Origin of the sequence: uncultured Imperialibacter sp. (assembly GCF_963974565.1) — a bacterium.
Taxonomy (GTDB): domain Bacteria; phylum Bacteroidota; class Bacteroidia; order Cytophagales; family Cyclobacteriaceae; genus Imperialibacter; species Imperialibacter roseus.
Map to the genome: position 1 here is coordinate 75,014 of NZ_CAXBCJ010000021.1, position 21,542 is coordinate 96,555.

At 41.4% G+C, this 21,542-nt stretch carries 24 protein-coding genes; 10 read left to right on the forward strand and 14 right to left on the reverse strand.

The features are described 5' to 3' along the window. Window positions 1-633: 633 nt before the first annotated feature. From AAC052_RS23020 to AAC052_RS23040, 5 genes are all read left to right on the forward strand, one after another. Entirely contained in the window at window positions 634-1,104 is a 471-nt protein-coding gene (locus tag AAC052_RS23020; protein WP_339790883.1) for a hypothetical protein, read from the forward strand. A 98-nt stretch (window positions 1,105-1,202) separates the two neighbouring features. Then, on the forward strand, window positions 1,203-1,790 hold the full coding sequence (locus AAC052_RS23025; protein ID WP_339790885.1) for a hypothetical protein: 588 nt from the start codon (window positions 1,203-1,205) through the stop codon (window positions 1,788-1,790). Window positions 1,791-2,324: 534 nt separating this feature from the next. Next, a complete protein-coding gene (locus AAC052_RS23030) occupies window positions 2,325-2,891 on the forward strand; it encodes a hypothetical protein (RefSeq protein WP_339790887.1) in 567 nt (188 codons plus the stop codon). 17 nt (window positions 2,892-2,908) lie between these two features. Continuing rightward, window positions 2,909-5,056 (forward strand): T9SS type A sorting domain-containing protein, encoded by a 2,148-nt coding sequence (locus tag AAC052_RS23035; protein WP_339790889.1) that lies wholly within the window; start codon window positions 2,909-2,911, stop codon window positions 5,054-5,056. 274 nt (window positions 5,057-5,330) lie between these two features. Next, complete coding sequence (locus AAC052_RS23040) at window positions 5,331-6,206, forward strand: NmrA family NAD(P)-binding protein (protein WP_339790891.1); 876 nt, start codon at window positions 5,331-5,333, stop codon at window positions 6,204-6,206. Here AAC052_RS23040 and AAC052_RS23045 read toward each other — a convergent pair. Both AAC052_RS23045 and AAC052_RS23050 read right to left on the reverse strand, forming a co-directional pair. Beyond that, window positions 6,203-7,108: a polysaccharide deacetylase family protein gene (locus tag AAC052_RS23045; RefSeq protein WP_339790893.1), complete on the reverse strand. Its 906-nt coding sequence runs from the start codon at window positions 7,106-7,108 to the stop codon at window positions 6,203-6,205. The two genes, AAC052_RS23040 and AAC052_RS23045, sit on opposite strands and share 4 nt — an antisense overlap. A 25-nt stretch (window positions 7,109-7,133) precedes the next feature. Further along, a complete protein-coding gene (locus AAC052_RS23050) occupies window positions 7,134-7,844 on the reverse strand; it encodes a DUF1080 domain-containing protein (protein WP_339790895.1) in 711 nt (236 codons plus the stop codon). 599 nt (window positions 7,845-8,443) lie between these two features. Between AAC052_RS23050 and AAC052_RS23055 the strand changes: the two genes are divergently transcribed. The 4 genes from AAC052_RS23055 (at window position 8,444) to AAC052_RS23070 (ending at window position 11,073) form a co-directional block, all read left to right on the forward strand. Beyond that, window positions 8,444-9,202 (forward strand): metallophosphoesterase, encoded by a 759-nt coding sequence (locus tag AAC052_RS23055; protein WP_339790897.1) that lies wholly within the window; start codon window positions 8,444-8,446, stop codon window positions 9,200-9,202. Between the two features lie 151 nt (window positions 9,203-9,353). After that, window positions 9,354-10,028, forward strand: coding sequence for a PAS domain-containing protein (locus AAC052_RS23060; RefSeq protein WP_339790899.1), 675 nt, complete (start codon window positions 9,354-9,356; stop codon window positions 10,026-10,028). A 72-nt stretch (window positions 10,029-10,100) separates the two neighbouring features. Next, on the forward strand, window positions 10,101-10,439 hold the full coding sequence (locus AAC052_RS23065; RefSeq protein ID WP_339790901.1) for a sensor histidine kinase: 339 nt from the start codon (window positions 10,101-10,103) through the stop codon (window positions 10,437-10,439). 349 nt (window positions 10,440-10,788) lie between these two features. Then, complete coding sequence (locus AAC052_RS23070; protein WP_339790968.1) at window positions 10,789-11,073, forward strand: helix-turn-helix transcriptional regulator; 285 nt, start codon at window positions 10,789-10,791, stop codon at window positions 11,071-11,073. A 314-nt stretch (window positions 11,074-11,387) separates the two neighbouring features. Here AAC052_RS23070 and AAC052_RS23075 read toward each other — a convergent pair whose 3' ends face one another. The 3 genes from AAC052_RS23075 to AAC052_RS23085 form a co-directional block, all read right to left on the reverse strand. Beyond that, complete coding sequence (locus AAC052_RS23075) at window positions 11,388-12,134, reverse strand: nucleotidyl transferase AbiEii/AbiGii toxin family protein (protein ID WP_339790903.1); 747 nt, start codon at window positions 12,132-12,134, stop codon at window positions 11,388-11,390. Beyond that, window positions 12,112-12,480, reverse strand: coding sequence for a hypothetical protein (locus AAC052_RS23080; RefSeq protein WP_339815636.1), 369 nt, complete (start codon window positions 12,478-12,480; stop codon window positions 12,112-12,114). The genes AAC052_RS23075 and AAC052_RS23080 overlap by 23 nt, the downstream gene beginning before the upstream one ends. Before the next feature lie 557 nt (window positions 12,481-13,037). Then, entirely contained in the window at window positions 13,038-13,403 is a 366-nt protein-coding gene (locus tag AAC052_RS23085) for a hypothetical protein (protein WP_339790907.1), read from the reverse strand. Between the two features lie 494 nt (window positions 13,404-13,897). Between AAC052_RS23085 and AAC052_RS23090 the strand changes: the two genes are divergently transcribed. Continuing rightward, window positions 13,898-14,389 (forward strand): hypothetical protein, encoded by a 492-nt coding sequence (locus AAC052_RS23090; protein ID WP_339790910.1) that lies wholly within the window; start codon window positions 13,898-13,900, stop codon window positions 14,387-14,389. Between the two features lie 169 nt (window positions 14,390-14,558). Here AAC052_RS23090 and AAC052_RS23095 read toward each other — a convergent pair whose 3' ends face one another. The 9 genes from AAC052_RS23095 to AAC052_RS23135 form a co-directional block, all read right to left on the reverse strand. Beyond that, window positions 14,559-15,608 carry a DUF5677 domain-containing protein gene (locus AAC052_RS23095; protein WP_339790912.1) on the reverse strand — a complete coding sequence of 350 codons (1,050 nt, stop codon included), beginning with the start codon at window positions 15,606-15,608 and terminating at the stop codon, window positions 14,559-14,561. Window positions 15,609-15,874: 266 nt separating this feature from the next. Next, the gene (locus AAC052_RS23100) at window positions 15,875-16,111 is read right to left on the reverse strand and encodes a hypothetical protein (protein ID WP_339790914.1); all 237 of its coding nucleotides are present in this window, start codon (window positions 16,109-16,111) and stop codon (window positions 15,875-15,877) included. Further along, window positions 16,108-16,383, reverse strand: coding sequence for a hypothetical protein (locus AAC052_RS23105; RefSeq protein ID WP_339790916.1), 276 nt, complete (start codon window positions 16,381-16,383; stop codon window positions 16,108-16,110). Before AAC052_RS23105 ends, AAC052_RS23100 begins: the two co-directional genes overlap by 4 nt. Before the next feature lie 188 nt (window positions 16,384-16,571). Further along, the gene (locus tag AAC052_RS23110) at window positions 16,572-17,552 is read right to left on the reverse strand and encodes a nucleotidyl transferase AbiEii/AbiGii toxin family protein (RefSeq protein WP_339790918.1); all 981 of its coding nucleotides are present in this window, start codon (window positions 17,550-17,552) and stop codon (window positions 16,572-16,574) included. Then, the gene (locus AAC052_RS23115) at window positions 17,549-18,277 is read right to left on the reverse strand and encodes a DUF6088 family protein (protein ID WP_339790920.1); all 729 of its coding nucleotides are present in this window, start codon (window positions 18,275-18,277) and stop codon (window positions 17,549-17,551) included. Before AAC052_RS23115 ends, AAC052_RS23110 begins: the two co-directional genes overlap by 4 nt. A gap of 447 nt (window positions 18,278-18,724) precedes the next feature. Then, window positions 18,725-19,063: a hypothetical protein gene (locus tag AAC052_RS23120; protein ID WP_339790922.1), complete on the reverse strand. Its 339-nt coding sequence runs from the start codon at window positions 19,061-19,063 to the stop codon at window positions 18,725-18,727. Continuing rightward, window positions 19,060-19,878: a ParA family protein gene (locus tag AAC052_RS23125; RefSeq protein ID WP_339790924.1), complete on the reverse strand. Its 819-nt coding sequence runs from the start codon at window positions 19,876-19,878 to the stop codon at window positions 19,060-19,062. Before AAC052_RS23125 ends, AAC052_RS23120 begins: the two co-directional genes overlap by 4 nt. 158 nt (window positions 19,879-20,036) lie before the next feature. After that, complete coding sequence (locus AAC052_RS23130; RefSeq protein WP_339790927.1) at window positions 20,037-20,864, reverse strand: DUF5712 family protein; 828 nt, start codon at window positions 20,862-20,864, stop codon at window positions 20,037-20,039. Next, window positions 20,861-21,427 carry a BfmA/BtgA family mobilization protein gene (locus AAC052_RS23135; protein ID WP_339790929.1) on the reverse strand — a complete coding sequence of 189 codons (567 nt, stop codon included), beginning with the start codon at window positions 21,425-21,427 and terminating at the stop codon, window positions 20,861-20,863. Before AAC052_RS23135 ends, AAC052_RS23130 begins: the two co-directional genes overlap by 4 nt. Between the last annotated feature and the right edge of the window lie 115 nt (window positions 21,428-21,542).

Sequence of the window (21,542 nt, forward strand, 5' to 3'; positions counted from 1 at the left end):
TCTATACTAAATATAGCTTATCTTATGATAAAAGCAAATACTTCAGCCCATCAATTGACCTCATTTAGTACCATGAAAGGTCTTTCAAATGGTTTAGAGAGAGAAAAAATGCCCGGAAATTCGCTGCCAGCTGTGTTATATTCAATTAAAGCACCCATGTTGCTCTCATCCAATCCAGAATTGAAGAGAGGCGGAGGACGCTTGCCACAGGCAAGTCAAAAGATAAAGCCATGAGCTTCTAACCTTTCTTTTCCCATTACTTTTACTAACTTAAATTCAAAGCTTCACCGATCATGGAACCTCACACGCCCAAGAAAAAGATTACAACTACCTGCCTTCTACCCAACGGCATGAAATCTACTTTGTCCTGGGATCATTTTAAGAAAAAAGGTAAAAAACGATAGGTGAGTTGCTCCAAGCCACCAGCATTCTTGTAATTTGAAAGCGTCATTGGATCGGGAATACCAAAACAACCTACCGGTTTTGATCTTAGTTTTACAAAACGAAAATCAACTTAGGATGGCAAAACGCACTGCTGTTTCTTCCATCTAATCAAGGATATCGTTGAAATCACTTCAAAAATGACTAAAAAAAGCACCAGTATATCACTTTAAAGGCTCGAAATACGTCGTCTTGGATGAGGTTGATAACCCCATGGGTTTTTCTAGGTGGCTTGACAGGCAAGCCTTAGAAAAGTGTGGACAGTCTCCCTACTACGACGAGTGGAGAGCAAGTTCTGATGGCGTCAATTTCGGTTCTGTGCTTAGCACTTCTTCAACTTACAATCGAGCCATTACAAGTTCAGGCACGATCTATCTGAGGCTTAAAGTAACCTCTAGCGAGACATCGCCAGCTCTCCCCACCCAAAGTGTATACACCCATCAAGTGACTGCAAATATTAGTGGCGGATATTATCGGACAATAGAAACTGTAAATAACGATATAGAATTGGTGGTCTTTCCAAATCCTTCCAATATGTCAACTACTGTAAAGTTTAAACTGGATAAAAACTCAATTGTGAGCTTAATCTTAACCGATCTGTCAGGAAAAATTATATGGTCGGACGAAGATCAACATTACATCAAAGGATCTCATGCATTTTAGCTCATAAATAACGAAATTGATGAGGGCATGTACCTTTTAGGCCTTCAAATCGGGAAGAAGCGGTACACACAAAAACTTGTAATTAAACATTAACAGCTATGAGAACGATTTTTACCACCCTAATACTCTGCTCGCTCTTCTCATGTGGAAGTGAAGAGGATCAAACGCCTGGTGCAAGTTTTGGATCAGTCACAGCAGTATTCAATGACTCCGGAAACTGGGTATCAGACGAAGTTTACACCGCTACACCCAGGCCAGCATTTGGAGAAGAACCTTGTTCCCCGAATCTGATTGATGTGGGTATTCGCAAATGGAATGAGAAAAGCCCGGAGTATGTGAACATCAGTAATCCGGAGTATGTCAACATCCATGAAAAATTGGTCATCTCTTCGATTCAGCTCGAGCCAGGCACTCAGGACTTGAATAAAACCATTGGTTGTAATGGTCGAACAAGGTTCTACACCAATGTCGGTGGTGATATGCTTGCTGATATTTACGAAATTGATACCTTGGAGGCCAACTGGATAAGAATTGAGGATATCGACGAAGTAAACGGGGAGGTCACCGGTAGGTTTGAACTGCACTTTCAAATCAGCTCCATGAGGAATCGGCAGCTCCCTGAGTGGCCTGATAAAGTAACTTTGAGCAGTGGCGTATTCTCCTTTAAATTGCCCTCGAATATGTGAAGCTTCGGGTTTCTCAATAACCACCCTGTAAGCTGACGTGATGGCTTCAAGGTGGGCTGTCTGGCACTCGGTGGGGGGGTAGCTAAAACTTTACCCCTCCCTTTTTTTCGGCTTGCCTCCCTTCGAACAGACCCCGCGCTCAAACGACAGCAATTCTGTCACTAGGCTGGATCCAGAAACCCTCAGTATTTGTTGGTTTCATTGGCCGTGGGTGCTATGGTTGGGATTCTTCCAACTCAAACTTTCCTCTTAGGCTTGAGGTTGATTAAATAACGGTTAATAAAAATAATATCCGGCTTGTCCGATTTTTGATCCGGTTGATATTACGATTTTTCAACTTCGATTGTCAAGAGCCATAGACAAGAATGAATCGAAACCAGACTATCTTCCTCAGCATGCTGGGTGGAATATAGTTGTAGTATATTTGGACTACTCAGCTCTGAGATAATAAATAAACAAAGTATCTTTTGTATTATAGACTATTTTATTGTATATATTTGAATTAATATTATTGTTATACTACCAGCTAATATCATGAAAAATAGAATTATTCAATTTATATGGGTAGTGATTCCGGCGATCTGTTTATTTGCTTGTGGACACGATGAAAACCCCGAAATTCCAGTAACGATTGATTACCAACTCCTTAATTCTGAAGGAAGTCCTTCCACTTCTTTTCATGAAGGCGAGAATTTTGTGTTCAGTCTGCAGATAACAAATAATTCAGATCACAACATACTTTTTGTGACTGACGATATGGATACAGAAACCTTTCTAGAAGTATTTTCATTGGATAAAAAAGACGAAAACGGAAATGAGATTTCTTTCGGGAAGCCCTACGATTCTATTTTTTTGATAAAAGTTTACGGAATGACAATTTATCCCAAAGAGACATTACGCATAGAGATTCCATGGAACGCATATCCCTGGATCATGGGTGTGCCTCGTTATACCGGTGCCTTTGTTGTGAATCAAGAGAGAGAACCACTACCTGGTGGAAACTACACGACGGAGTTTTCTACACCCTTTAGTTTTGCTGTTGAAGGTGAAGAATTCACGTCTGATGTTAAACACTTCCGAGCTTCCTTCTCAATTGAGTAGCCCTTTTTCTCAACATTATGAAAACAATCTACTTTCTGGCTGTCTGCCTACTACTAGGCAACAGTTTTGTTTTTTCACAGCCCTTGTCACGAGCGACTGAGCCTGGAGAGGTTTCTCAAACCGGTATATTTAAAAGTAAGGGCGGTGCTGTCAAGTCAAAAAATATGCCGAGCATTGATTTAAAGAAACTGCTGCAAGAAGACAGCATAAGCGATCTCAATGGAGATCTCTTTCGATTCGGAGCAAAAATACCAGTATCAATAGGACTTTCAGAAGGGAGCTGGGAGAAAGTAGAAGGTGGAAGAGTATGGAAGATTGGAATCAGGAGCAAGAAGGCATATTCAATAAATCTACTTCTTGATCAATTTTTTCTTCCGCACGGTGATGTGTTATATATCTATAATGAAGATCGTTCATTTATCTACGGCCCAATCACTGATAACGAAAATAGCGTAAGTAAGAGTTTTGCCACAGATGTAATTCCTGGCGAGGGATTAATACTTGAATTATTTGAACCAGAAGAAGTTAGTGGACTTACTGAAATAAACATTAGTACTGTTGTTCATGGGTATAAAAATATTGTCCAAAAGTCTTTTGGTGACTCAGAAAGCTGCCTTGATGATAATAATACAATCTGTGCCGCATACAGCGCATGGGCTGCACAGTCCGATGCTGTTGCGATGATTATATCAGGTTTAAATCGCATTTGTACTGGCACATTGATGAATAATGCATGTCAGGACTATACTCCATATATACTGACTGCCTGGCATTGTATGGATTCTGACCTAAACGGCAGTCTAAGTCAAAGTGAGCTTGACGCTGTCCCAAACTGGGTATTCCGCTTCCGATACAAAAGCCCAACGTGTTCTCCAAGTAGTGAAGCAACATCTTGGACGACAGTTTCTGGATCAAGTATCAAGGCACAGTCCAGCGTAACAGACTTTCTTTTGGTTCAGATGAACGGCGCTCCGTCAGTTTCCTCTGGCGTGAAATATGCAGGCTGGTCAAACAGTTCGACAGCCCCAACTTCTTCCGCTACGATCCATCATCCGAAAGGGGACGTAATGAAAGTTTCACTTGATAACAATGCAGCTACCACACCTACCTCAGGAACACCGGGATCGGCCTACTGGGAAGTTGGTTGGGATGATGGTTTAACACAACTTGGATCTTCAGGTGCAGCCTTATTTGACCAGAATAAAAGAGTAGTAGGTCAATTGTATGGAGGTACTTCAACTTGTACTGGTTCCGGCACTGATTTTTATGGTAAAGTCTCTATTTCATGGAATGGGGCAATGACAGATGAGACAAGATTGAGTACTTGGTTGGGCAAAGGTTCTAGCTGGACAACGACCAACACAATTGGCATCCCATATTTAGCCCTTGAATTTTACCCTGTTTGTTATAGTCCGGGTAAGATTATGACGCTCTATAATGCTCCTAGTTCTGGCTCAACTATTGTTTGGTCAACCTCAAGCAACATTACGATTACAGGAGGCCAGGGAACAGCTAGTCTATCGTTTAGAGCGGCAAATTCTACGGTTAGTGGATGGGGCACAGTAACTGCAACTCTAACTGGGCAAGGCACAGGTGGCTGCACCCCCAAAATGTTCTCACAAAGTATCTGGGTGGGAAAGCCTAATAATGCGAGTGCCATAAGTGGAAGTAGCTCTGTTTACAGTGGCTCATCATACTCCTATAGTGTTTCTTCAGCGGGAGGTGGCGCAGCCGCACAATATCTTTGGACCTGGCCATCTGGCTGGTCTGGGCCTTCAAGCACGACAGCCACATCAGCCTATGCAACAGCCGGCAGCAGCAGCGGGTACGTTACTGTAACTCCCTCAAACCTTTGCGGTAATGCATTAAGTTCATCAAAATATGTTACAGCAAACGCTTGCGGTGGGTGTAGACAAATAACGATCTCACCAAATCCATCAGAAAAGGAGGCTTTTATTAATGTTCTTTCAGAGAATGAAACGCAAGAAGAAGTATGCGACTACAAGGTTTTCGACCTAAATGGAAAACTAGTAGCTATGTTTGAAAGCGTTGTAAGTTCCGACCCTAGAATCATTAACACTTCTAATCTTCCCAATGGGATCTATATAGTGCATGTTGTGGTAAATGATAAAATCATACCACATCGCCTGTTGGTTAGACGATAAGACATAGTAATTGTAAAATATAAAGCACTTTGATGGCCCCAAATTGAATTCAACAACATTTTTAGAGCAAGTTTTCTGCGAATATTTGGCCCTGATAGAATATTCCTAAACGGAACCATACTTTTTCAGAGATATTTCCTTTGATACAACCCTACCAACACCAAGATAATGATGGCCGCCATTCAATTAAACGTTTGTAGTGAGAGTTCTCTGACTTAGTTGCATGATTTCGCTATAATTGCTCCGATTTTTTGTGATTGGACAATTTTAAAGGATGAGAAAAATACTCATAACGGGAGCAACTGGAAACATAGGCCGAGAGGTGATACACTCTCTCAGTGAATTGAATATGGATGCTCAAATTGTTGCCGCCGTTCGAAATGTTGAACGTGCCGAAATAGAGTTTTCCGAGTACCCTAACCTATCCTTTCAACAGTTTGATTTCGAAGACTCAAAATCTTTTGAATCTGCATTTGAGCAGATCGATACACTATTTCTTCTTAGGCCGCCGCATATTTCACAAGTTGAAAAATACTTTCAACCTCTTTTGTTGTCAGCTAAGGAAAATGGCATTGAAGAGATCGTTTTTTTATCGGTTCAAGGCGTGGAAAAGAGTAGCATTATTCCTCACAACAAAATAGAAGCTCTTATACGGAGAAATGGTTTCAAGTATATTTTTGTCCGCCCCGGCTATTTTATGCAAAACCTAACAACGACCCTTTTATCCGAAATCCGGGAGAGCCGCACAATCACTCTTCCATCAGGACATGCCAAATTCAATTGGATTGATGTAAGAAACATCGGTGAAGCAACGGCGCTCCTAATAAAGTCATTCACGAAGTACCAGAATGCTGGCTACGATATTACCGGCACTGAAAACAAAGATTTCTACCAGGTCACTCATCTGATCAGCAAAGTGATCGGTACAGAAATTCACTTTAACAGCGTCGATCCGATAAATTTTTACTTTAAAAAGAGAAATGAAGGCGTCCCAAAAGGTTTTGCTTTAGTGATGGCAATGCTTCACTTTTTACCCAGGTTTCAAAAAGAGCCCGAAATCTCTGATAATTTTGAAAAGTTAACTGGCAAATGCCCCACCAGGTTAGTTGACTTTATCGAACGAGAAAAAAAGAATATGACCCTGCCTTAAGTCGGTGAGCGTTCGGTGCTGTTAATCAAATTTTTGATATCATTCCACGAGATCAATTTAATGTCATTTTCCAAAAGTGCAGTTCTGCATCGTTGACTGGAAAAATATTCATAATCGATCTGTCTCCATTCTGACCCGAAGTTAGGGTGGTTGATGGCAATGCCCTGCATCTCATGATTATCGATGGCTGGGTGGATCAAAATGACGTTCAAACCAACTGGTAGTTCTCTCAGTACTTGTTCATAAAAGTCGGCAAGACGGCCTTTTTCGAAATCTGAAAAAGTGCCGAGGAAAACTCGATCTACAACCAGATCGTCTTTGCGAATATGCAAGCTGGCATCTAATCCAACCTCTTCCATCATTTGGCTATTGATCAACGTCGGAAGGCAGTAAAAACGCCCTAAACCTCTGTAGATGTCCAGAAATTCAGCACGTGCGCCAACACTGTACATGTGTGAGTCCAAATGAGAGGGTGTCAAACCAAAATCGAAGGCTCTTTCAACCTGAGCCTTCAGTTCTTTTTGTACCTCGTCGTTTACGGCATGCTGGGCAAGTAACTTTCTGTTTGGGTGAAAATATCCGTGCTCGTCGACCAGGCTCGGGACTTCATGAGCAGGAAGAACCGGGCCAAACTTATAGTCCTGCCATTCACAGGTTAGTGTTAGATGGATACCGTAGTCAATGCTTGGCTGACGTTTTGCATATTGTGCCATCTCTGTAAACCAAGGGCACGGTACCATCATACTGTAGGAGCTGACCATTCCAGTTTCCACTGCCTGTATTGTAGCTACATTTTCAGCATGACAAAGACCAGCATCGTCGGCATGAATAATGAGCAGCTTACTATTCTCCGAATAGCCTAGAGCTTTTACAAGTTTTAAAAAAAGAGAACCGGTTTTCAACACAGGGGTAGCTTGGACTTTTCTACTATAATTCTCTGATTTTGAGGTTCCTGTAAACTACCTTCCCTGCATTCTGCAGTCCGATATGGCCTGATTTCGCTTTGCCGTAATTGGGAACATCGGCCCATTTTCCGGATGCTTTTCTATTTTCCCAATCTTCGCTACCAAAGTCATACTCAACCACTTTTACTCCATTAAGCCAGTGCTCAACATGGGGATAGTTGACAGTGATTCTAGTAGTATTCCATTCTCCCGCAGGCTTCACTTCAGCGCCTACAGGTGCATGCATTGCATAATTAGCAGCGGTATATTGATTGGGCATCATTTGCTGCGGCCATCCTTTATCATCCATCACCTGGTATTCCGGGGCCGACTCGTAAATTGGCTGATCGCTATTATTCTGAACATAAAAAAATATGCCTGAACTATTTTCAGGAGCAACCTTCCATTCTAACGATAAGTCAAAATTGGCGAAAGTCTCTTTAGTGATAATGTCCTCACCTGCGTCCCAACCAGCGCCCGAAGCGTGTAGCTCTCCATCAATCAGGCTCCAGCCTTTTATGCTATCCTGGCTATACATTTGCCATTGATCCAGCGTACTCCCTGCCAAAAGCAGCATCCAAGTTTCCGGCTGGTCATTTGTAGGTGTTGTTTCACTTTCGTTGCGTTTTCCACTGGTACAGGAAAATAGGGAGAACGCCGTAAAAACTAGGGTAACGGGTATAATCTTTGTCATATTCCAAATTCATATTGTGGAACCGCAAATATAGTAGATAATCTAGTTTTGCACGGATTAGACTTAGGTTCTCATTGGTTTAAACTCCGGACTACCACAAGGAAAAGTAATTCTCTTTTTTCAGTGGGCAGGCAGATTTTTTGGTTGTAGCGGCGACATGTAGGCTCGACGGAAGTGTCGCTAAAATATTGGACTTCAAAGCATTGGAAGGAAAGTTATTTTGCTTTGGCGTGAGCGAGGAAAAAATGCGGTTAAATTTAGCCAGAAGAATTGCGTTACTCTGCTGCATTTATTAGGAGAAGACACGTATTTTTAGGAAATTAGCTTACCATCTCAGCTAACTATTTCGCCAAAAGATTTATTAGCACAGTTTTAGGCGTTGCCAGGCAACTGGCAGCCCTTAAAAAGCCTAGTTAAACCCCCAAGTCGGCAAAGAATGCGTTGGAGAATAGCTCAGGCTCAATTCGATTTCCCCCCATCTCAGTAAATTATCCTCATGGCGTGGAAATAATAACCTCATACCATCAAAATTTGACTCATTGCATAGGTCATTGGAACAAAGATAACTATCTTAAGAAACCACTAAGTGTACGTTTCTTTTGAAAATCCAATACGCCTCCGATCTTCATCTGGAAATGTTGGCCAATGCTGCATGGATTTATAGGAATCCATTTATTCCGTGTTCAGAAATTTTGATTCTGGCAGGCGATATTACCTACCTGACCGAGTTACATGTCAACTCACCTTTTTTTGATACTTTGTCGAATCAGTTCGAGGCAGTTTACATCGTCCCAGGCAATCATGAATTTTATAGTTGGTCGTACGATATTGAGAGAACATTTCCATCATTTAGGCTACCAATCCGAGACAATATCTTTTACCTCAACAACCAGGTGATTGAGTTCCCGGGTATGCGAATTTTATTCACTACACTTTTTTCCAAGATATCTAATCATTCTTACGTTAAATCGAAGATCAATGACTTCAGTAACTGCATTTACAAAGGAGAAAACTTTACAACTCTAGACTACAACGATTGTCATGCAAACTGTATCGACTTTTTGGAGAAGGCTCTCGCCATACCTTTTCTCGGAAATACGATTATCGTAAGTCACCATGCCCCCTACCCCCCAGAATACTGCGGCTATCCCAAACCTACCGCCCTGAACGAGGTATACCACGTAGACCTGCTTTGGCTGACCGAGAAATACAAGATTGATCACTGGATTCATGGCCACAACCACAACAACCAGGAGTCGTTAAAAATAGGGAAGGCAACCTTTCATACCAACCAACTGGGGTACGTGGCTCGCGATCAACATAAGACGTTTCGAACGGATGTGGTTTTAGAAATATGAGTTGCCCGGACCTGATCGTTTCTTAGTTAAGCCTTAAAGGATTGACCTGCCTTGAATTCTAATATTTATTGCGTATATTATTTTAGTATGCAATTCTTTTTGAATTCAAAATTGAAATGCAGTGGTATCACCGTGAGCTTTATATCGACCAATGGAGAGGCACATTACTTTAGAAAAGATTGAGGCAATTGCGGGCCTTGGGAGCTATGAAACAGACCTCACGAATGGAACATGGAGAGGCTCCCGAAACTTCATTAGAATCTTCGGGCTCCCGCCTAAGGATAGGTACACTGTTGAAGAATTTCAAGCGCTAATCCACCCGGACGATTTTAGTAAAGTCATGGCCTATTTTTCAGAATGTTTGAAGAATAAAAAAAATTTCGACTATGAGTATAGATGTGTCAACTCTTTAAAAGAAACAATTTACGTAAGCAGCAGAAGTGAGATTATATACGCACCTGACGGCACACCATTAAAGGTTTATGGAACTAAGCAGGACATTACCGAGCGGAAACTTGCCGAGCTCAAGCTCTCTGAGTCATATGAAATTAATGAACGGAAGAATGCTGTCCTTAAGCTTGTTGCTCATGATCTTAGAACTCCCATTACTCAAATTCAAATGCTTAACGAGTTGATGATGGGTAATGCAGATGGCGTAAGTCGGGAATATCTGAACTTGAAAAACGACATATGTAGTCATTCAGAAACGATAATTGCTGAATTAATAGAAATGGCAGAACTGGACAGTGACAAGCAGAGGTTGGCATTGGAACCATTTGATATCAACGAGATAATCCGAAACAGCTTGCAAATTTTCAGTATATAGGCCAGCGAGAAGGCTATTTATCTTAAAACTGATCTGTGTGACGACGCCAGCATTCCATGCAATAAAGAAAAGTTGAGACGAGTTGTTGATAATCTTTTATCCAACGCCATAAAGTTCACGCCAGACGGCAAGTGTATTGTAATTGAAACCAGGGCGCATAGTGACAAAGTGCTTTTTCAGGTAAACGACGAAGGGATCGGCATCCCAGAACAGGCCCTGCACTCTCTTTTTAAGGAGTTTTCCAAAAACATCCGACGCCCAGGGATCAGAGGAGAGAAATCAACGGGCCTTGGCCTAAGTATTGTAAAGCAAATCGTCGAAATGCACAAAGGAAAAATCTTGGTTGAAAGCCAAGAGAACCACGGAACAAAGTTTACCATTGAATTTTCAAAGAATGGCATTTCCTCCTAACTTACCTTTAGGGGGGTATCAGTCTAACGAGCATTGTATGGGTCAATATTACTGTAGTGTTCCATGCGCTGCATCTCTACTTCCAAGTGGTATCTGTTTTGGGCATTCAGCCAAAACTCGACCGACGTATTAAAAAATTTTGATAGTCGAATACAGGTGTCGGCCATCGAAATTCTTTAGATTAACAATTTTTTGACGGAAGATTAACAATTTTTTGACGGAGTATGAAAACGGACCGTACAGATTCTAAAAAGCCTTTCCTGCTGAAAGTCCAAAACAAATCGCACCGGCCTCGTCCTGAATCATAAATATGAGGGGTTAAAGCTGCGCTCCAGAAAAATTCACTAGAATACAGGCCAATTATTCACAACAGGAATTATCAGTGTACACTGGCATTAGCAGGCCTACCATTGCCAGGTTCGAAGCGGGTGAAAACATCTCCCTGCAGAACTTTATTTCCCTGCTACGATATGTCGACGAGCTTACCGTTTTTTCGCAGGTACTCAAACGTGATCTTCGTCTCGATCCTAAGGTGATTTACGAAATGAAACAAAACAAGCTGAACAAGAGAAGGGGAAAACATGGGAAGAAAGGCTTGCCAAACATCGCCTTTCTTTCCCCTTGTTTTTGCTAACTTTAAATTAAAAGCTTCATCGAACATGGAACCTCTCCCGACCAAGAAAAAGATTACATCTACGGGCGTTCTACCTAACGGTATGAAATCCACTTTGTCGTGGGATCCGAATATTGATCCTGAAACAGAAGATAGGATAGCGTTTTTGAAATTGTCCTACTCAAGGCGCTGGAATGATTTAAAGGCTCTTATTGAATCCCATAACCTGGCTACAAACCCACCAACAATAAAAAACGCATAGAGTGGAAATAAAGATTCTTAAGTTCCAAAGTAAATTAAAGGGAAAAGGCTTGAGCTTATAGCCTTAACAAGGTCTAGATTGATTGGCCTTTCTTTTGACTCCTTTGACGTTTTTTCAACAGCTCATCAAAGTTCAGCTCAAGGTTAAAGTTTTCAAATGCATTGAAAATGTCAATGGCGGAAATAATATACTTCGGCTTCAGCTCCTTGAAACTTTTCTCGTCATAGTTTTTCTCAAGCCATACTTGGTTTTTCAACTTATTGTGGACTGTAGACTTAAATAGTTTGATTTTTTGAGACTTTGATCCGCAATACTTCGAGCTAATTATAGAGGTAAAGCCGTCGAAAAAGTCTATTTCATTAAATTCCTGTCGAAGGCTATACAAATCATACAAATCCCTGGATGCCGTACGTAACGTGACGGCTATGAGCTTCATGCCTGCGAGAGATTTTTTGTCCGGCAGCCGGATCGAGCCTAAGTCGGTGTAGTTCTTACTTCTGTGAAAATTGTTTTCAGAGAAAAAATCAACTTTTACTCCGTCTACCCGAAGCTGCACAAACGTATCCCCTTCCCGGAACATGTACTCAACATCCGAAAAATCCCCCTTGATTTTTTCCAGGATGGCATTGATCCTGGGCAGTGGCAGCTTTTCACCGGGGTACTGGTTGTAATAGAAAAGGTCTATGTCCTCGCTGAGTCGGTGGTTGGTCAGCAGAGCCAGTGCTGTGCCTCCAACCAGATAATACTGGTCGAGTTCTTTATAGGTTTGAAGTTTCGAAAGTACTCTTTCGGTGTTTTCAGGGACTGCTCGCAATAACATTGGCTAAATGTTGCTTTCTGGCCTCTATTAAAAATTGTTCCGGATTTTTGATATCGAAAAAGAACCTGGCCATCTCAATTTGCTTCTGGTGATATCTCTCTGACGGCACAATGTTTTCTATCCAGTGACTATAGAGCACTTCTTTTTCATAGACCTTTTTGAGCTTTTCCCAATCCTCAACACTGCCCAGGAGAAGGTACTTTTCAATAAGAAGCCTATCTGGCACGTTGGCTCTGTCAGCCTTTTCCAGGTCATAAGACCACAGCCACACACTATTCTCATTGAAGAGCTTTTCAACAAGCTCTTCTTTCAACTGTACATTTCTTATTGACTCAAATACCCTCATATCAAGGCGCTTAATCAAATTTAAACAAATTTTAGCAGGAAAATGTTGCTTCAATGATGATTAGCTACTGACTACCGGGGTTTACCACCATTTTCAAATTACCGCCCTTTCACTATCATAACGGTCCACCAGGACAGCGGACTGAAGTCGCTTTCACACATAGCCAAGGCAGGTGCGTTTTGATTGAGAGTGAGAGCGGCTTGGCTTGTGTAGCCCTCCATATTTGTACAACCTGCCTCTTTTTTTTGGAATGGGCCACCTTTTGGTTTAACTTTTAAAATATGGACTTACAGCCATTTAAAGAGCATAGAATGAAGATCGAGGCCAGGATGGCACTCATGGGTTCGAGAATTAAGTCTGTACAGGAGGGGATCAAAAATTTAGCCGACGCTCACAAAGGCTTTCAAGATGACATGAATGATTTTATGGCATTCATTGGCCATAGGCTTGCTGATCACGAGCAAAGGATTTCAAAACTGGAACGTAAACGTAGAATGAGGTAAGGCCTTCGGTAAACAACAGAAGATTAGCCGGGCCTTCATACCCACTTACGGTCGTCAATTGAGGTGCTTCTTGAAACTACCAACTATTTGCGTTTCCGGCTTTTCTGGAAAGATCGATTGCGTTTTTGTCGAATGATAAACGGAGCGATCTAAAATAATGTTTTTGGCATACTCAGGATAGCATAGCAGCAGATCGAAAGGACTATAAGCACGGATAGATTTCACAGTGCCTATCGGCTCATTTTCCTCGCTCGCATTCTTCACGAGTGCAACAAAGAAGGAACCGATTTGGTAAAAGTCCATGACATCGGAATTGCTGTCGCAAAAACGGCATTTGTATACACCTTCCTTGATTGCCAATTCTACTTGCCCAACCTGGTTCAATGCGCAAAAAGTATTGATGTGTACTTTGGTGTCCATGTCTCTGAATTCAAAGCAAACAAACTAGCAGATTCGGAATTAGTGCCAATAGTTGGTAAACTTATTTTAGTGGTAAAAGTAAACTCTATTTCAATTCCGAAAAATTAATATTAAGTCAAACCCAAAGAATGGTAAACCAAAGTGAAAATTGCTTACCGGCATGGGCGCATCGGCTGTAAAAGAATCAGCCTACATAAGGCTTAATTACCTCAAGTAGAAGCTTAAAAAGGTCTACTAGAGTCTGTATTTTATCTGCTTTTTCATAAATAATTCGAGTGTGTCTTGATATAGTTAATAATAAAACGACTCCCTGGTAAACTTCATTATTTGAATTACTCCACCGACCATCCCTCACTGCACTATCAGAATTCAGCTAAAGTTCTCATTTTAGCTAATACCTTGAAAAATTTACCACATGTGAATCGTGAAGAATTTAGCAGGCGAGATGGATTTGTTTTAGTAATTTGAGGCTTTTCTAACACCCTACTAGCTATATGTTTCCGCTCGAAAAATTTATCTGTTCTTATGAAGTCGCTTTGAGGCTGAAGGAGTTACATATTCCACAAGAAAGCTTGTTTTATCGCAATTCTGAAATAAAAGTCTCACGAGACCAAATCCCTACTTTTACGGGCGAAGTAGGCTCGCTTTGTTCGTCATTTACAAGCGAAGAGTTGCTCCAATTTTTGCCTTTGAGTATTCCTATTGATAAAGGGATTTTTGTTCCGAACGGTAAAACTTATGAACTGATTTCTGATGAAGACTTGGAAGAGTTTCGATCTGAGGGTGCTCTATTAATTTCGTTACGAACTGTCGACGATTCAGAACCTTTTTTAACCAAGTACGCATTGGGTGGTAGAATGGTAATCGCTATGAAACTGCAAAAGGGAATGTTTCACAATCTTTTGACTTGGGGCGAAACTGAGGCTGATTCCAGGGGCAGAATGGTGATTCAGCTTATTGACGATGGAATACTCAACTTTTCATGAATTCATGCATAATCTGCTGCTTCTCTTCTTGCCTAAAACGGTGAAACTATACGACAGTCGCAAGACGTGCAATTCGACACTGTGGTTTTTACTATATCTAGCCGAATGAAGCCAACCTCTTAACGGATTGGAACTACCAAGATTTACGTTGACACTCGACAGCTGTTTATCAACTATCTTTGTCCTCTTGCTTAGAAAATTCTTGGACAACCTCTTCTCCAAAAAATCTTAAAAGTTCTTCAAAAATCTTGTTGAACGTGGATTTTTCCATTGCTAAAAGAGTGTAACTCATTTCTGACAAAGAATTAACAGTGAATTGTATGGGATCAAGGAATCCGTGGTCGTTGGGGCCTGTCAAAAAATTGTATTGTTCACTATCTCTTAGGCTCAATTTTTCAGTTATTCCGGCCACTCCTGCATGCACATTATCGCCTGCCCATGCATAAATTGAGCGAAAATGATCCATGCCAACATATTTCTCAATTTCTCTGATATTCCTTCGTCCTTCGGGCAATATATCCATGGCCCATCCGTAACTCTTGGAAAAAGCCTTCCCTCGGCACTGAACGATCCGCTTCTGTTCACTTTCCAACTCTTCCAATTCATCATTCGGTATTGGATCCCAACCCAGCCTTTTATAGCTATTCTGATATTCGACGGCTTTCCGCCATTGTTCGATAACAAGGTAATCCTTGTACATACTTACTAGCTCATAGTCTCCATCATACAAAAAAAGAAAAGTAATACACACCTCGTGAAGTGTTCTCCATCTGGCATGAGCTCCATCAGCAAAGCCCCCAAAAACTAATATCCTTATTTCTGATGCAATTTGACAGGCCCTAACGTGTAACGCAATGAGTGTATCCAGCTTTTGGTGATCCTCCAAAGTGGTGAAAAGCTTGTAGTATTTATTGTAAGTTATAGAGCTAATTTGAGTGTTTAGTTCGATATAGCTTGTGAACAACTCTAAACCGAGGCTATATCTATTTTTTATCTTCTTTCCAATCTGCTTCTCACGTCTACGAAAATCGCTTTTGGGGCTAATACAGTAATCCGTAATCGATTTGGCAATACCTTTCGAAATTGTGAATACTAGTTTCGAGAATTCTTTGTCAGTTTTTTTATCGAACTCCTCGTCTGTCCCTTTAAAAGAGGCCTTGCGTTCATCTAGCCATTTCTTAATTTTTCTTTCCAAGAAGAACTCTTCCTCCGATATCATATACTAATTATGTAAGACAAGTCTGATGGTTACCTACATTCTCCTGCCCCTCCAACCTTGTGGAACATTCAATCTATCCTCCACGGGCGACTAGATGGATATTGTGTCTAATGACTAGGCAACCTTGGAAGAGCGTTTCGTGCCTTGAGATCGCATTTAAGGCTCCTCTCAATCGATTTAATTCTTCCAGTCACTGTATGAAAGCAGCATTGCAGCCAATTTATTGGCACCCCGTCCAGCGGAGACTCGTGTTGAGGACTGAAGCCCTATTCAGTCAATTTACCCAATAAGTATCCCAATAGAACAATGCCCCCAATCACAACCGCTGCATTGACAATATCGTCGACATTTCTGTTAGATTTGTAGTCACTATACTGCTTTGCCGTAATGGACTTATTCTGCAACAATAAGCTCATATACTCATCTGTTTGGTCTTTAGTTGCTTTCCCGGACTGCACTTTCTGGCTCAAAGAAAGAAGTTTTTGAAGGTTAATATTGTTCATTTCTTCCCCTTTTTATCTTTTAAAATTTCAAATAAGTCAGGTAGATGATCGAGAATTTGCTTCTGAAACTGATCAATTATCTGTTGCTGGTTTTCATCTTTCCCTTTTAATCGTTCAATCTCTAATTCTAGAGACTTGATATTCTCTTTTAGCGTTTCCTTTGCATGCTGAATTTTATCGCTCAGATTGTGCTTCGTAGTAAGGAAAGTCACAACACCTGTAAGCAGAATTACCCCAATGTAGGTTATATCCCTTAATGTCATTGGCTCCATATAAAAGGTTTAAATTATATCGATAGTTCAATTAGCATTCAAAAGCTAAACAATTTTGAATATAATCATTTCAATAAGACGACCTAACTTGAAAGAACAAAGATGTTGGCAACTAGTTATCTCAAAGCAGCTCAAAAGGTCAAACTGGCTTTTTGTTGACAGACCTAGTAATACCAGATCGACCAAGGCTATGAATCAACTGATTGGAAACTATACCCCTCCATAAAAGCTGATATTTCTTTCAGCATGGCAACTATCTGGTCGGTTGTCGGCAAGGCCTCAGTAGACCAAACCAGGCGAGAAAGCTCCCTTTGATAAGTCTCTTCCAAAGTACTCCAAATCTCGTTTATATTACCAAGAAGAGGCGACTCGGCCATGGGCTTTTCAATCCAGTCCCCTGCAAAGGTGCTGTTCACATAGTCATCGTTTAGCACCTGCGTGATCAACTCATGATTCTCTGCAATCAACAATTGCCCTCTTAGGTCATCAAGCTGTAGCAGCTCATGGAGGTCGTAAAAATGTCGAATTTTCTCTCTCAACTTTTCAGGGCCTTCATAGGAAAGTCGAACCAAAGACATCAGCTTCTCAAAGAAGGTTCTCTCCCTCCTGAGCACGTTCATAGAAAATCCATCAAGCTGAAACTCCTTAATGAGTTGATCTTCTCCCCTGAGCGCTAAAAATTGTGACAGATAGCTATTTAACTGTTTCTCCTCAAAAGGTACTGGATTGGTGAAACAGTTGATTTCGAGCTGGATATCGCTTTTTACCGGACTGGTTCCATCATCGTCAAAAATGACTTTTTGATAGCTGTAAAAAGTCCTCCGGTTCCTTCCTCTTTTCTCCTCATTAGGATGCTCGAAGTAGCTCAAGTCTCCAGTAATTTTTCCTTCAACCTCCTTAATTAACTTCTTCAATCGATTATCAGACAACCCTTCTGTGTTTAAGATGGCCAAATCGATGTCCTCAGAAAACCGGTCAATACAATTAAAGGCTTTCGAAAGTGAGGTACCTCCTTTAAAAATAACCTTGTCCCGAAATTCCGATTGCGACAAAGCTTTCAAAACGAAAGTGACCCAATAGTCTTTTTCTATAAAGATGTCTCTTTGCTTGAAATGGGCTGCGGCCGCACGAACAGCCGGCTCAAATTCTGGTGACAGGTGAAACGTCATATGATGCTCCAGCTGGCTTTCTTGGGCAGAAGCAGTACATCAATTCCGATGTTGTACTTTGTTAGTCCGTTCAAGGAAGAGCTTATGCTTTTCAACGAAACGTCCGATCCTATTTGCACCAAAATTGCGCCAACCAAAGCCCTGGTAGCTGGATTGTAATAAGACGCTAATGATACCAGCCTACCCTGTTCTTTCCTTGACAAGTCCCTCACTCTCTTCATAACCACTTTTAAAACATCATTGGGAGATGCATCAGGTATACGCTTGATATCCTTTACAGCATCGAGCAGCTGTAGCAAAGGAATGTCCATCTCTTTGATGGGCAGGTTCCTTATCTGATATTTGATTTTGTATCCTTCAATGTCCCTTGAAGGAAGTTGCTTGCTGGTGGCAATTTCCAGGACATTGGATACCTGAGAGGTAAGTCCAAGCCGGTTGTACACCGACAGGCCGGTTAAATAGCCAAACTTCTTGCCATTGCGAGTGGTCATTGCCTCAACAACGGCCGATTCCCTGGGCCTCAGCCTCCCAAATCTTGATTCCTCAGGCTTGTAATACTTCCCCTTCGCCAAACGAACAATCGCTCCTTCGCTGCTTAGCCGACTTAAAGTCATGGCCAAAGCATTTTGGTCAATGTTCTTCGAACTAAACTCCGTGTAGCCAAAAACTGACCCAGGATCTAGCTTATCTATTTGCTTTCTTACTAAAGATGCTGCTGTTGGCATAGGTAAAGTACTTGATACAGGAATTGCTCTAACAGAAGGTTTCGATACTTCTATAGAAGTATTTACTACAACACAAATATATAAACGTAAGATATATAATATAAGTTTTTAATATTATAAACTTAACAAATAGGGTATCCTTTCTTGAAAGGGCAAGAAGGCATTATCTGAAAATTGAATACTCAGCTGAGCAGTAGTGAACAATCCGTTGATGACCGAAACCTTTTACCACTCTGAGAGTAAAAGAGGGGTTTTACCCTCTCCGTCGAACAATAATAGCGACAATGAATAGAGCAAGTGAAACAATTGCCAACACCTCGCTGATCTGCACAGAAGTTAATTTTGTAGTTCCCATGGGGTTTTAATTTAGTTAAGCCCAAAGGTGCCACGAAGATTAAAGCAAAAGAGCAATCCGTTACCAACTATTTAAAATTTGTCTCACAAACGCTAAAGGTCAAAATCCTTATTCCCTTTCTTTCTCCTGCCGGTAAGTTTTTTTTCTCGCTTCTTCAAGTCTTCTGGTCGTTCTGCAATCTCACCAACACTTTCAAAAAACCTTTCCAGCGCCTCGTCAATTACTTCCCCCTGGGATATGTAAGGAAACCCTGCAAGTTTTTGTTGATGGACGTAATTCTTGAGCTTTTCAATATTAGATTGTTTGATCCGAAACGTATGTACTTTAGCGTCATCAGCGTCTGCCTTTCCGTCGTTCTTAAGTTCGCTTATCTTTTCATCAAACAAGCCTCCTCCCCGAGCTGAAAGTGCCTTGAATTTATCCTTGCTCATATCGCCAATTCTTTTTGCCCTAGCCTATCCAGCAACTCGTCAGTCAATTGAGTAAAATCTTCAAACCCACTGAATTTATTTGGGAACTTGCCATCCGCCAGTTCTTTGGCGTATGTGACTATCTCCTGCCCCAAATGAGTGTTCTCGGCCAACTTAGTATTCACTCTAATCTTTGTATTGAACATCAGGTTGGGGAAGCTTTCCAGGCACAGCTCGTAAACGCCACGGTGAATGTTTAATCTTTGATCAAAGCTATTCATCAAGACGCCCACTGGCGCTAATTCAGGATTGATATCCGACTCGCGGAACTTCTTAATGAAATCAACAATCGACCATGCCCCATTGACGGCAAACGAATGGGCGACAATGGGGATAAGAACATGGGTACTCATAGCCAGCGCATTTTGAACAACCAGGTCGAGGTTGGGTGGGCAATCAATTAAAACGAAATGTATATCCTCTCGAACAAGCAGGGATTTAAAGACGCTCTTCAAAACGGTGATTGGGTGCATCAAAGAATACTCGTCCTGGATTTTTGTCTTGAACTTAGTGGCAGCCATTTTACTTGACCCAGGTATGAGTACCAGGTTAGGATTGACATTGACGCCAGTTACTTTTTTAGTCTCAAACAGAATGTCATAAATATTGGTGGCCTCGTCTGCTTTTTTGCATGCTAGTGTCAAATCCGCCTGCGGATCCAAATCCAGCATGACCACTTTAAATCCTCTGCTGGCCAGGATGCTACCAAGTGAAGAAGTGGTGGTAGTCTTGCCAACCCCACCTTTTTCGTTGAGAATACTGATTATTTTGGTCATGGTAATATATTGTAGTATGGAGTAATATGATATTTGTGAGTATTAGTGAATATTTCAATCATCAGTCTCCTCTGTGTCGCACCCCTCTATCGCAGTCATGTAATATTTAGTAATATGGTGTAATACTATATTTCAGAATATTAAGAGCTATTACACTCCTACATTTGAAACCCCAGATCCTCCTCTTCACCTCGCTCCCTGCGCCTTCTCCGTTTTGCCTCCTCACGATCCGCCTCGTCGCTCACCTGAGCCAAGGCTGCTGATATCTTACCCAATAGAATAGCCCCACTTCTACTGGACACTGGGTTGTGAACAGTTGTAATTGTCCTAATTCGATCCTTTTCCCTCGTAGAGCCGTTTTTAAGAGTGTTTTGATACAGAAATGAGTCCTTCCAGGCCCTCTCATATTGGAATAGGTTATCAAAAACCTCCTCGCTTCGCTCCCTAAGCACGTTTCTGTCAAAACCGCCCTTCACTGCCCCCATTGTTGTGTTTCTGTGGTTGCTTTGAGGGGAAAGCTTATACATTTGCTGTTTATCCCTCCTTGAGACTATCACATGCACATGCCAATGCAGCCCAGGCTTCTGTATTTTCGTCTTCTTATCAACTCTGTGCTCCTCTATTTTGCCAAACCAAACCAAGTCCTCTCCTTTTAAGCCCTTATTGAAGTTGGCTGCGTAAGCGTTCATCACTTCCCTTGTGTAGTCCCTCAGCGCCTTTTCATTGCATTTAATATGTCTTAATTCATGCTCTGAGGGCGATAAAGTGAGCATAAAGAATTTTGAATCGGTCTTGGAAAGCTTGCGGTGGTTGGAATCAATGGTCGTTTGGACTTCATATCTGGTCACCATGTCTTCGGTGTGCGAAAAGAAGTGACGGTAGGTATCGAAGTCCTTGTTTTCATTCTCCTTGTTTAAATAATCAACCAATTGCTGGCTGGAGCCCTTGTTATTGCCTTTTTCGGATGACGAAACCTTAATGTTCATCTAGCGAATTCGGTCATCGTTTTTATTGTCTGCTCTTCCAATTCTTTAATTTTCTTTGAATCGAGCATACTATTCAGTTTCTCCCGTTCGAACAGATAATTCTTAAATACCCGAATAAGGTTATTGGCCAGGTCAATTCTAGTACTCCTTACCCAGTTAAACCCCTTCTGAAGCGTTTCCAAGTGCTTGTTTTGACTTTCACCAATATCTCTCAAAAAAGCTACCTGCTCCTTTATTAAATGCACATCTCTTTTCGAAGGGAGGTCTCCCATTACACTTGAAACCTTCTGCGAGGCAATAGATAGTTTATCCAACATAGGATCAAGCTTCGTCTTCTCCTGAGTCCTTATAAATGCCACCAAATCGTTTCTCAGGGCTTTGATGGCCTCAGTTGGATTACCATCGGTAGGGTTTGACGGGTCGATTTTGAGTTTTTCAACATAGATGATACACAACTCAAGAAACCGTCCCAATGGTACTTCGTAACGTTGACTGAGCTTGACCAGTTTGGCATGGCTGACTTCCGAAATTGCAACGGTTTTTATCCTTTCTGGGCTCCCCATTATAACCTGTTTTATAGTTTTATGACTTGATTATCAGTCACTTGATTAGTATTTTATATTTCTACTTATAATTTGGGGGGAGTGAATCGGCCTAAAAACCCGTTTTAGGGGGTTT